Annotated in this window: 11 protein-coding genes; 5 read left to right on the forward strand and 6 right to left on the reverse strand. The window is 69.2% G+C overall.

The window, feature by feature from the left end; all coding sequences use genetic code 11:
* Window positions 1-294 (forward strand): NAD(P)-dependent oxidoreductase (locus VGV06_07855; protein HEV2055072.1); only part of this gene is annotated, 294 nt, incomplete at its 5' end.
* Between the two features lie 19 nt (window positions 295-313).
* Here VGV06_07855 and VGV06_07860 read toward each other — a convergent pair.
* The 6 genes from VGV06_07860 to VGV06_07885 are packed head-to-tail and all read right to left on the reverse strand — an operon-like array spanning window position 314 to window position 5,827.
* Window positions 314-1,357 (reverse strand): class I SAM-dependent methyltransferase, encoded by a 1,044-nt coding sequence (locus tag VGV06_07860; GenBank protein ID HEV2055073.1) that lies wholly within the window; start codon window positions 1,355-1,357, stop codon window positions 314-316.
* Complete coding sequence (locus VGV06_07865; protein ID HEV2055074.1) at window positions 1,336-3,093, reverse strand: carbamoyltransferase C-terminal domain-containing protein; 1,758 nt, start codon at window positions 3,091-3,093, stop codon at window positions 1,336-1,338. The genes VGV06_07860 and VGV06_07865 overlap by 22 nt, the downstream gene beginning before the upstream one ends.
* Before the next feature lie 21 nt (window positions 3,094-3,114).
* Window positions 3,115-3,642 (reverse strand): type 1 glutamine amidotransferase domain-containing protein, encoded by a 528-nt coding sequence (locus VGV06_07870; protein ID HEV2055075.1) that lies wholly within the window; start codon window positions 3,640-3,642, stop codon window positions 3,115-3,117.
* A 22-nt stretch (window positions 3,643-3,664) separates the two neighbouring features.
* The gene (locus VGV06_07875) at window positions 3,665-4,363 is read right to left on the reverse strand and encodes a PDZ domain-containing protein (GenBank protein ID HEV2055076.1); all 699 of its coding nucleotides are present in this window, start codon (window positions 4,361-4,363) and stop codon (window positions 3,665-3,667) included.
* Window positions 4,363-4,986, reverse strand: a complete 624-nt coding sequence (locus VGV06_07880; protein HEV2055077.1) for an LON peptidase substrate-binding domain-containing protein — start codon at window positions 4,984-4,986, stop codon at window positions 4,363-4,365. Before VGV06_07880 ends, VGV06_07875 begins: the two co-directional genes overlap by 1 nt.
* Before the next feature lie 13 nt (window positions 4,987-4,999).
* The gene (locus VGV06_07885; protein ID HEV2055078.1) at window positions 5,000-5,827 is read right to left on the reverse strand and encodes an Mrp/NBP35 family ATP-binding protein; all 828 of its coding nucleotides are present in this window, start codon (window positions 5,825-5,827) and stop codon (window positions 5,000-5,002) included.
* 149 nt (window positions 5,828-5,976) lie between these two features.
* On the opposite strand from VGV06_07885, the gene VGV06_07890 reads away from it, so the two are divergent.
* Genes VGV06_07890 through VGV06_07905 form a run of 4 tightly spaced genes read left to right on the forward strand, consistent with a single transcriptional unit; the run spans window position 5,977 to window position 10,439 of the window.
* Window positions 5,977-6,471, forward strand: coding sequence for a flavin reductase family protein (locus VGV06_07890; protein HEV2055079.1), 495 nt, complete (start codon window positions 5,977-5,979; stop codon window positions 6,469-6,471).
* A 13-nt stretch (window positions 6,472-6,484) separates the two neighbouring features.
* The gene (locus VGV06_07895; GenBank protein ID HEV2055080.1) at window positions 6,485-7,564 is read left to right on the forward strand and encodes a DegT/DnrJ/EryC1/StrS family aminotransferase; all 1,080 of its coding nucleotides are present in this window, start codon (window positions 6,485-6,487) and stop codon (window positions 7,562-7,564) included.
* Window positions 7,561-8,679, forward strand: a complete 1,119-nt coding sequence (locus VGV06_07900; protein HEV2055081.1) for a glycosyltransferase family 4 protein — start codon at window positions 7,561-7,563, stop codon at window positions 8,677-8,679. The genes VGV06_07895 and VGV06_07900 overlap by 4 nt, the downstream gene beginning before the upstream one ends.
* Window positions 8,680-8,705: 26 nt before the next feature.
* Window positions 8,706-10,439, forward strand: a complete 1,734-nt coding sequence (locus VGV06_07905; protein HEV2055082.1) for an ABC transporter ATP-binding protein — start codon at window positions 8,706-8,708, stop codon at window positions 10,437-10,439.
* Window positions 10,440-10,787: the final 348 nt, after the last annotated feature.

Below are 10,787 nucleotides of genomic sequence, written 5' to 3' on the forward strand. Positions count from 1 at the left end.
ATGAAACCCTCGGCCTGGCTCATCAACATCGCGCGTGGGCCCGTCGTCGACGAAGCGGCGCTCCTCGATGCCCTCCGGGGCCATCGGCTGGGCGGGGCGGTGCTCGACGTTTTCGACGAGGAGCCGCTGCCGCAGGGCCATCCGCTGTGGGAGCTCGGCAACGTAGTGATCACGCCGCACATCTCAGGGCCGAGCACCCCGGGCGAGATCGCTCCCATCTTCAACGACAACCTCCGCCGCTACCTGGCCGGCCGCGCGCTCCGCTACGAGGTCGACCGCAAGCGCGGCTACTGATGAGCGTACGGGCCGGAGTCTACGTGGCTCTGATCCCGACGCGGATGACTTCGCCCCGCTTGGCGAGCCGAACGAGCGGGAGCGTCACCTCGAGGAAGAGCTTGAGCACGCCGTAGACCGGGCGCCGCTCGGCGAGGCGGGCGAGGGCGGGCCAGCCGCGGTCGCGGAGCCAGAAGCCGAGGCTCCAGAGGTAGTAGCGGGGCTTGGCGCCGTGCCAGCACCACGCCACGCGGCCGCCGGCCTGTTCGACCGCGCGCTCGAGCGTCTCGGGCGAGAAATGCGAGAGGTGGCGCGGCAGCTCGAGCCCCGACCACGCTCTACCGAAGATCGCCGCGCCGGCGCCGCCGGCGTTCGGCACCTCGATGATCAAGAGCCCGCCGGGCGCCAGCCATCCGAGCGCGCGGCGGATCACGGCGACGGGATCAGGCACGTGCTCGAGGACGTGGAAGGCCGTCACCACGTCGAAGCGCCCCGAGGCGAACGGCGCCGTCAGCACGTCGCCCACGTGGAGCTCGTCGGTGAAGCGCCGGGCCTTCGCAGCGGCCGCCTCGTCAACCTCGATGCCCGCCACCTTCCAGCCGAGCGCGTGGGCGACACCGAGCGCGCCACCCGACCCGCAGCCCACGTCGAGGTAGCGCCCCTGCCCCGTCCACGGCGGGCAGTCCCAGCGGATCTTTCGCACCATCCGGCGCCCGCGGAGTCGCGTCAGCAGTCCAACGGAAGCGTCGCGGAGCTGCGCGTAGCCGAGCGCGCTCGCGAGCGCCCAGCGCGCCGCCTTGACGCGGCCGGGCGAGCCCTTGAAGGGAATCCGGGGCGACGGCTCCTGGTGCCGCGGGTAGTGGTCGGGGTAGCAGTCGGCGAGATGGGCGTCGGCGACGCGCGGCTTCTGGTAGAGGAAGCCGCAGCCACGACAGCGCGCGACGGTGTAGATCCCGGGAACGGCGAAGGCGCGGTCGGCGGTGGTCCAGAGCGGATCCGCGGCGGCCTCGCCGCAGAGGAAGCACGGGGCGTCGACGGTCGTGAGCCCCGGGCGAGTCCCGACTACTTCTTGGAGATCAGCCAATGCCCCACGGCCACGTGCGGCAGGCCGGAGCGCTCGAAGGTGTCCACCGCGTCCGCGGCGCTGCACACCACCGGCTCGCCGTGGAGGTTGAACGATGTGTTCAGCACGGCGCCCACGCCCGTGCGGCGCTCGAACTCGCTGATCACCGCGTGGTACTCGGGGTTCCACGACCGCTCGAGAATCTGGGGCCGCGCGGTGGCGTCCTGAGGATGGATCGCGGCCACGAGCGCCTCTCGGGTCTCGGCGCGCGTCGGCATGGCCAGCATCATGTAGGGTGAGGCGTGCTGCTTCGGATTGAAGAGGTAGTCGGGCGCGCGCTCGGCGAGAATGGTCGGCGCGAAGGGCATCCAGAAGTCGCGGTTCTTGATCATCCGGTTGATGAGCGGCACCACCCGGTAGTCAGAAGGGTTAGCGAGGATCGAGCGGTTGCCGAGGGCCCGCGCGCCGAACTCCATGCGGCCCGCGCAGCGCGCGACCACGCCGTCCGACACCAGGAGGTCGGCAATCTTCTCCTCGATCCGGTCGTGGAAGGCGACCTTGTAGCGTCCCTCGAGGTCGCGCTCGCGGATCACCGCTTCGGCGTCCTCGTCCGTGACGCTGTTGCCGAGGTACGCGGGGCCGAAGGGCTGGACCCGTCCCGCCACGCCGCGCCGCGCGCACTCCTCGAGGTACCCGAGATACGCCGCGCCGATCGCGTTCGACTCGTCGCCGCAGGACGGGAAGGCGAAGAGCTCCTCGACCCAGTCCTCCTGGCCGATGAGCATGTTCGCCTTCACGTTCATGAACACGCCGCCTCCCAGCGCGAGGCGCCTGCCGCCGTAGCGCTGGTGCATGAGGCGCGTCCAGCGGAGGAGCGTGTCCTCGAGGAGGCGCTGGGCGCCGCCGGCGACCGCGTCGAAGCGCAGTCCCAGCGTGGCCTTGAGCAGGAGCGCGTAGCGCTCCCCGGGCTTGAGCCAGCGGAAGCGCGCGGGCTTCCCTTCGTCCAGGTCGAAGACCTCGCGCAGGGCGGCTTCGGCGCGCTTGGCGTACTTCTCCCCGGCGTAGGGCGCCATGCCCATGACCTTGTACTCGTGCTCGCCGAACTTCATCCCGAGCGCCAGCGTCACGAAGGAGTAGAAGGCGCCGAGCGAGCCCGGGGACGAGGGCGTCGCTTCATGGCGGGTGAGATCGAGGGACTTGCCCGTCGACGCCGTGGCGCAGAGACCGTCGCCGGAGTTGTCGTTGGTCAGGACCAACGCGTCCCTGCCCTCGAAGCCCGAGCCGTAGTAGGCCGCGGCGGCGTGACAGGCGTGGTGGTCGAGACAGACGATCCGATCCCTGGAGACGCCGAGGTGCTCGGTAACGAAGGCGAACCGCTCGCCTTGCGAAATGCCGAACTTGCCGCGCGAGGCGTCGATGAGACCGAACTTCGCGCCCCACTTCCGCATCTTCTTCTCGAGCGCCCGGCGCGGAGACGGCCAGGTGACGCCGTAGTACTCCTTACCGTAGGCCTCGTCGTGGAGCACCCGGTTGAGCCACTCCCGCGAGGCGGCGCGGGCGCCCGAGAGGGCAACGACGTCGATCTCGGCGGGAAGGACGCCGCATTCCTTGAGGAGCGCATCGATGGCGAGGCGCGGGTAGCCGGCGTCGTTCTTGAGGCGGGTGAAGCGCTCTTCGGAGGCGCAGCCCACGATGCGGCCGTCCCGAAGGACGGCCGCCGTGGCGCAGTGGGTTTCGTTGATGCCGAGGACGATCATCTCCCCGGCATTATATCGGGCCTAGGCGCTTTTCCCCAGCGCCTTGACGATCTCGCGGCAGAAGGCCGGGATGTCGTCGGGCTTGCGCGAGGTGATGAGGTTGCCGTCGACGACCACCTCCTGGTCGACCCAGGTCGCGCCGGCATTCGCCATGTCGTCCTTGATGGCGAAGAACGAGGTCGCCTTCTTGCCTTTGAGCACGCCGGCGCTCGCGAGCATCCAGCCGGCGTGGCAGATGGCGGCCACGACCTTGCCCTGCTGCGAAGCCTCACGCACCAGCTTCACCATGCTCTCGTGGCGGCGCATCATGTCGGGGGCGTAGCCGCCCGGGATCACGACCGCGTCGAACTCGACCGCGCTGACCTGGTCGGCCTGCACGTCCACGTTGACCGGGTAACCGGCCTTGGAGGCGTAGGACTTGGCGCCGCCCGCGCCCACCACCTTGACCTCGGCCCCTTCCTCCTTGAGGCGGTAGTACGGCACCCACAACTCCATCTCCTGGTACATGTTCTCCGCCAGAATCGCGACCCGCTTGCCTTTGAGCGTCATGTTCACCTCCGTTGATTGTGAGTTACCGAGACGGCGACGGCGTCTTGAGCAAGAGCGGCACGCGCTCGGAATCCCGGCGGACGACGAGCGGCAGCGGCCGCTCGAGGGACCCGGCCAGCAGCGCCTCGCGCGCGGCGGCCAGGCTCAGTACCGGGCGGCCATTGACCTCGACCAGCACGTCGCCCACCTGGAGCCCCGCCGCCTCCGCGGAGCTCCGGGCCACCACGACGCCCACGGCGGGCGGGCCCTCCGACAGACGCGCGACGGCCCCCTCGCCCTGCGCGTCGGGATCCCGCACGAGGAAGCCGAACTCCGCGGCGATGCGGTCCGCGGCGACCGTGTCGGGCATTCGGCCGACCCGCACCGTGACACCGCGGCGCCCGGCGTCGCGCCGCAGCACCGTCAGCGGCACCGTCTCCCCGTCCGTGGTCGACGCGATGAGCCGCTGGAGCGTCCGTGTGTCGACCACCGGCCTGTCGCGGAACGCCACGACGAGGTCGCCGTTCTTGAGCCCCGAGGCCTCGGCGGGCGTCTCCTTCATCACCTCGACGATGAACACGCCGAACCCCTCTCGCAGCCCGTACTTCTGCGAGATCTCCTCCATCTCCTGCTCCGACAGGTCCCGGATGCGCACGCCGAGCCATCCCCAGGCCGCCCGCGCCGGATCGGCCGCCGCCATCGGCGCAAGCAGCAGCAGCGCCAGCATCACGAAGCCCTTCATCACCGGTCACCGGTCAACTGAATGTAGAGGTCGTCGAGGGCCTCCGCCAGCCGCGAGAGCCGCCGCTTCACGTCCAGCTCTTCGAGCAGCGCCTGTCTCACGTCCGCCTCGGGGATGACGGCTGAGGCGATCCGGTCGCACACCGCTCCCGGCGGAGCGCCGGCAAGCGATTCCTCCATCCCGGCCGTGGGCCGCTTGACCGCGCGCAAGATGCCCAGGCACCTGCCGGTGACGCGGGCCGCGAGAGTGCCCACGCCGTCGGCCTCCGCGCCGGTCTCGCCGAGCTTCGTTCCCGCGACCAGCCGGTAGAGCGTATCGGCCGGCAGCTCGCGGTCGATGCGGATGCGCGTCTCGCCCTTGAGCAGGATGTTGAAGCGCCCGGACGCGAGGCGCTCGCACTGGACGATGCGGCCGACTCCCGCGATCTGGTGCACGGCGGGCCTGCCGTCGTAGGCCGACTCGTAGCCCGGCTTGAGCGCGACCACGGCCATCCGGAGGTCCCGCGCGAGGCAGTCCGTGACCATGGCGCGGTAGCGCGCCTCGAAGACGTGCAGCGGCAGCAGCGTGTGAGGGAAAAAGGCCAGGTCCGGCAGCGGAAGGATCGGGACGAAGACCTGGGCCATCGCGGACGCCGGCTCAGCCGATGGTCGGCATCTTGAGCGCCGAGACCGCCTCGAGGCGCGCGGCGACGGCATCGGCCAGCGCCAGGAAGGCCGCGGCCTGGGCCGAGGCGGGCTGGCCCACCACGATGGGGACACCCGCGTCGCCGCCCTTGCGCGTGTCGATCTCGAGCGGGATGCTCGCCAGGAGCGGCACGCCGAACTCCTCGGCGACCTTGGCGCCGCCGCCCTCCCCGAAGATGGCGTACTTGGCGCCGGTGTCGGGCGCGATGAAGCAGCTCATGTTCTCGACGAGCCCGAGGATGGGCACGTTGAGCTTGCGGAACATGGCGAGCGCCTTGCGGACGTCGAGCAGCGCCACGTCCTGGGGCGTCGTCACCATCACGACGCCGCCCAGCGGGACAACCTGGGAGAGCGAGAGCTGGGCGTCACCCGTGCCCGGCGGCATGTCGAAGACGAGGAAGTCGAGCGGGCCCCACATGACGTCGCGCAGGAACTGCTGGACGGCCGAGTGGATCATGGGCCCGCGCCAGACCAGCGCCTCGCGCTCGTCGACGAGGAGGCCGATAGACATGATCTTGATGCCGTGCGCCTCGACGGGGATGATCTTGTTCTCGAACATCCCGGGCTTGCCCTTGGTGCCCATCATGATCGGCACGTCGGGGCCGTAGACGTCGACGTCCACGAGGCCGACCGAGTGCCCTTGCCCCTTGAGCGCCAGGGCCAGGTTGACGGCGACGGTGGACTTGCCCACCCCGCCCTTTCCGGACGACACGGCGACCGTGTGCTTGACGTCGGGGATGAGCGGGGCCGCCTGGGGGCCGGGCCTGGGTGTCTCTGCCATGGGGGTTGTCGTCTCCTGAGACTGCGATCGATGCGTCTCGCTGGAGTATAGGGTCCTCCACTCGCGCACGTCAAGGAAGAGCGCGCCCGAGTGCGCTCCAACCCCGCAAAGAAGTTGAAAAATCGGCGCGAAACTGCTACAAAAGACAGGTGATTTCACCCGATGAGTTCCGCCGTGTCCTTGGTCACTTCTGCTCGGGCGTGACCGTCATCACCACGATGGATCCCCAAGGCCGCCCCGCCGGCCTCACCGCCAGCGCCTTCACGTCGGTGTCCCTCGCCCCGCCGCTCATCCTGGTCTGCGTGGCCCACGACGCGCACAGCTACCCGGCGCTCGCAGCCGCGAGCCGCTTCGCCGTCAACATCCTGGCCGGCCACCACGAGGCCGTGTCCACGCGCTTCGCCACCAAGCCCGCCGTGCACCCCTCGGAGAAGTTCGAGGGTGTCGACTTCCGTCAGAGCGCGCTCGGGCTGCCCGTGCTCAAGGATTCACTGGCCGAGCTCGAGTGCGAGACCGTCCATGCCTATCCCGCCGGCGACCACACGATCTTCGTGGGCCGCGTCGAGGCCGCGGACTCTCGCGGCGACGCCGACCTCGAACCGCTGCTGTACTACCGCGGCAAGTACTGCCGCATCCACACCTGAGGAGGAGTCCGCGATGCCGATTCCCCTGTCACGTCCGCCGGTGGACGACGAGATCAAGAAGGCGGTCATCGCGGCTGTCGAGTCGGGCCAGTACATCCTGGGCCCGCAGTGCACGGCGTTCGAGAAGGAATTCGCCGCCTACAACGGCGCCAAGCACGCCGTGCTCACGACCAGCGCCACGTCCGCGCTCTGGATGCTCATCAAGGCCTTCAACGCCAAGGCGGGCGACGAGATCCTCGTCCCGGCGCACACGGCATTCCCGACCATCGAGGCCATCTGCTTCGCCGGCGTAACCCCGGTCTTCGTGGACGTCGACGACACCTACACGGTGGACGTCAAGGATGCCGCCGCGAAGGTGACGCCTCGCACGGTCGGGTTCATCCCCGTGCACCTTTACGGCCACCCCGCCAACCTTCCCGGGATCCAGGAGCTCTGCGCCAAGCACAAGCTCTGGCTGCTGGAGGACTGCGCCCAGGCCCACGGAGCCGCGTGGCAGGGCAAGAAGGTCGGGTCCTTCGGCCGCGCCGGCGCGTTCTCGTTTTACCCGTCGAAGAACCTGACCGTGATGGGCGACGGCGGCCTGCTCGTCACGGAGGACGACGAAGTCGCCGCGCGCTGCCGGCGGCTCCGTGACCACGGCAGGCCGAGCAAGGACATCCACGCAGAAATCGGCTTCAATCTGCGCTTCAACGACATCCAGGCAGCCGTGGGGCGCGTCCTCCTGCGCCGGCTCGACGCCATGAACGATCACCGGCGCAAGCTCGCCAGCCGCTACAACGCGGCGCTCGCGGGCCTGCCGCTCGTGCTCCCGACCGAGACGCCGGGCGCGCGCCACGTCTACCACCTCTACGTCGTGCGCACGCCCCAGCGGGACCAGCTGGCGGCCTTCCTCAAGGACAAGGGCATCGCCACGGGCATCCACTACCCCGTGCCCTGCCACAGGCAGCCCGCCGTCGAGTACCTCCAGCCGGGCCCGCTCGAGCACACGGAGCGCCTCGTCAAGGAGATCCTGACCCTGCCCATCTCGGCGGGCCACAAGGAGTCGGAGATCGACGAGGTCGCGGCCGCGGTGCGGGGCTTTTTCACGAAGTGAGCGAGCCGCTCAGGATCCTCCAGCTCTATCCAAAGAGCGACTACTTCACGGGCGCCGCCGTCCAGCTGCTCGAGCTGGCGCGCGGCTTGAAGGACCGCGGCCATCACGTGGTCGTGGCGACGCGGCCCGGCGAGGGCTGGGTCGAGAAGTGCGCCGACGCCGGGCTGCCATACCATTCGGTGCCCATGCGCTCCGAGGCCGACGTCAGGTCCGTGCCGCCGCTCGTGCGCATCCTCCGCCAGCACCGCATCCAGGTCGTCCATGCCCAGAAGGGCAAGGCGCGGACGCTGGCGATGATGGCGGGCCTCTTCACGAAGATCCCGGTGCTCATCCTCAACCGCGGCGTGAGCTTCCCGATCGACGCGTTCAGCAGGCTCGGCTACACGACGAAGCGCGTGACGGCCATCGTCGCAGTCTCTCAGTCCATCAAGCGCGGGCTCGTCTCGCAGGGCGTTCGGGCTGACAAGATCCACGTCGTCTATTCAGGCACCGACACGGCCCGCTTCCACCCTGGCGTGGACGGGACGCGCGTCCGCCGCGAGTTGGGCCTCGGGCCCGAGCACTACCTCATCACCCAGATCGGCATCCGGAGCTGGAAGGGCAACGACGATACGATGGACGCCATGAAGACCGTGGCGGCGCAGGCGCCCCAGGCGCGGCTCCTCTTCGTGGGCGCCAACGAGGCCAAGGCCAAGATCCTCCGCGAGAAGGCCGCGGCCCGGGGCCTGACCGATCGGATACACGTCCTCCTCTACCGAGACGACATCCCGGAGATCCTCGCCGCGAGCAACGTCTGCGTGGACGCCTCCTACGCTGGGCTCGGCATCACGGGCACGCTCCGGGAGGCGCTGGCAGTGGAGACCGCCGTCATCGGCACCGAACTCGAGGGCAACCCCGAGCTCATCACCGACGGCGAGACCGGGTACCTCTTCCCTCCCCGGGACCGGGACGCCCTCGCGCGCTGTATCATGCGCATGATCGAGGACCCCGGCCGGGCCACCGCGATGGCGCGCATGGGACGCAAGCGCGTCGAGGAGGAGTTCTCGGTGACCGCAAAGATCGATCGCACCGAGGCGCTCTACCGCCGCCTGCTCGCAGCCAAGCGCCCAGCCTAATGGCCGCGAGACCCACGTATCGCCTGATGCTGAGGCTGTGGCCATATCTCCGGCCCTACCTGCCCTTGCTCATCGTGGGCGGCTGCATGGCCCTCGTCGTCTCCTCCTGCGAGGGCTTCATCGCCTGGCTCGTCAAGCCGGCGCTCGACGACATCTTCGTCAAGCGGGACCTCTTCATGCTGAAGGTCCTCCCGCTGGTGCTCCTAGGCACCTACATCGTCAAGGGCATCGGCCGCTACTGGCAGTCCTACCTGATGGCAGCCGTCGGCGAGCGCGTGATCGCCGGCATCCGGCGGGAGCTATACAGGCATATCCAGGGCATGTCGCTGTCCTTCTATGCGCAGATCCACTCGGCGGAGCTGATGACCCGCGTCGTCAACGACGTCAACCGCCTGGCGCGGCTGTCTTCGACGGTGCTCGTCATGGGCATCCGGCAAATCGGGACGATCATCGCCCTGCTGACCGTCATGTTCCTGCGCGAGTGGGTGCTGGCGCTGATCGCCGTCGTCATCTTCCCCGCCGTCGGCGCGCTCTTCCGCGCCATCGGCCGCAAGCTCTACAAGATCAGCAAGCGCTCGCAGGAGAAGATCAGCGAGCTGAACATCGTGCTGCAGGAAGCCTTCACCGGCAACAAGATCGTCAAGGCCTTCGGCCGCGAGCGGCTCCAGCAGGATCGCTTCGACGGCGTCAACGAGCGCCTCCTCAGGCTCGCGCTCAAGGACCACCGAGTGGACGAGCTGGCCGAGCCCCTCATGGAGATCCTGGGGGCGCTGGGCATCATGGGCGCGATCTGGTACGGCGGCTACCGCGTCATCAGCGGGGCGCTGACCCCGGGCGAGTTCTTTTCCTTCACCGCCGCCGTCATCCTGCTCTACGGCCCCGTGCGCCAGCTGGGCCGCATGATGAACACCGTCCAGCAGTCGCGCTCCTCGGTCGAGCGCGTCTTCGAGATCCTCGACACGCCCCCGACCATCGCCGACCGGCCGGGGGCTTCGCTGCTCCGGGACTTCCACGACAGCCTCGTCTTCGAGGGGGTTTCCTTCCGCTACCCCGAGGCCGAGGAGGACACGCTCAGCGACATCTCGCTGACCGTGCGCAAGGGCGAGATGGTCGCCTTCGTCGGCATGTCCGGAGCCGGCAAGACGACGCTCATGGATCTCGTGCCTCGCTTCCATGACGTCCAGGCCGGCCGCCTCGTGATCGACGGACGAGACATCCGCGACGTCTCCGTCGCCTCGCTGCGGGCCCTCATGGGCATCGTCACGCAGGAGACCTTTCTCTTCGCCGACACCATCGGGTACAACATCGGCTACGGCCGACCCGGCGCCACGCAGGCCGACATCGAGCACGCCGCGCGGATGGCGCAGGCCCACGAATTCGTCGCCGCGCTTCCCGAGGGATACGCGACGCCCGTGGGCGAGCGTGGCGTCAAGCTCTCCGGCGGGCAGCGCCAGCGCCTCGCCATCGCCCGCGCCTTCCTCAAGGACCCGCCCATCCTCATCCTGGACGAGGCGACCTCCGACCTCGACGCCGAAAGCGAGTTCCTGGTGCAGCAGGCGTTGGGAGAGCTGATGAAGAACCGCACGGTGATGGTCATCGCCCACCGCCTGGCGACGGTGAAGCATGCCGACCGCGTGGTGGTCGTCCATAACGGGAAACTCGCGGAGATCGGCACTCACGAGGAGCTGATGGCGCGCGAGGACGGGATCTACCGCCGGCTCGCGACCTTGCAGTCCCTCGACGCCCTGTCTGCCAACTAGCGCGTCGTCTACGGCGGGTGGGACAGGGGCCTCCCCCGGAGAGCGTAGGCAACATTAGCCCCCTCTGGCGGCGGTCGCCCCCCTCGGGGCCCTCAGCCCGGTGACATAATCTGCCATACTCAGACACGGCCACCCCAGGAGCCGATGCCACAGCCCGCCTCGCCCGAGGGTCTTCCCCCGGGGTCTGCCTTGTCACAGACCTGCTGGACGACCGTCCGTTTGAACTCCGGCTTGAACACGCGGCGACCAACGGCCTTTCGAGAACACTCGCCCATGGGGCCTCCTCCTCCTGCCTCGGCAGGATAGCCCCATCTGTGTCTAGCTCAACCGGGGAGCATTCCGCCCGGG

Source organism: Candidatus Methylomirabilota bacterium (assembly GCA_035936835.1).
Lineage (GTDB): Bacteria > Methylomirabilota > Methylomirabilia > Rokubacteriales > CSP1-6 > AR37.

What these genes read in the sequence shown, in the direction of transcription:
- VGV06_07865 (HEV2055074.1), bottom strand. Translation starts at nt 3,093, where the DNA reads ATGATCGTCCTCGGCATCAACGAAACCCACTGCGCCACGGCGGCCGTC.
- VGV06_07870 (HEV2055075.1), bottom strand. Translation starts at nt 3,642, where the DNA reads ATGACGCTCAAAGGCAAGCGGGTCGCGATTCTGGCGGAGAACATGTAC.
- VGV06_07875 (HEV2055076.1), bottom strand. Translation starts at nt 4,363, where the DNA reads ATGAAGGGCTTCGTGATGCTGGCGCTGCTGCTGCTTGCGCCGATGGCG.
- VGV06_07880 (HEV2055077.1), bottom strand. Translation starts at nt 4,986, where the DNA reads ATGGCCCAGGTCTTCGTCCCGATCCTTCCGCTGCCGGACCTGGCCTTT.
- VGV06_07885 (HEV2055078.1), bottom strand. Translation starts at nt 5,827, where the DNA reads ATGGCAGAGACACCCAGGCCCGGCCCCCAGGCGGCCCCGCTCATCCCC.
- VGV06_07895 (HEV2055080.1), top strand. Translation starts at nt 6,485, where the DNA reads ATGCCGATTCCCCTGTCACGTCCGCCGGTGGACGACGAGATCAAGAAG.
- VGV06_07905 (HEV2055082.1), top strand. Translation starts at nt 8,706, where the DNA reads ATGCTGAGGCTGTGGCCATATCTCCGGCCCTACCTGCCCTTGCTCATC.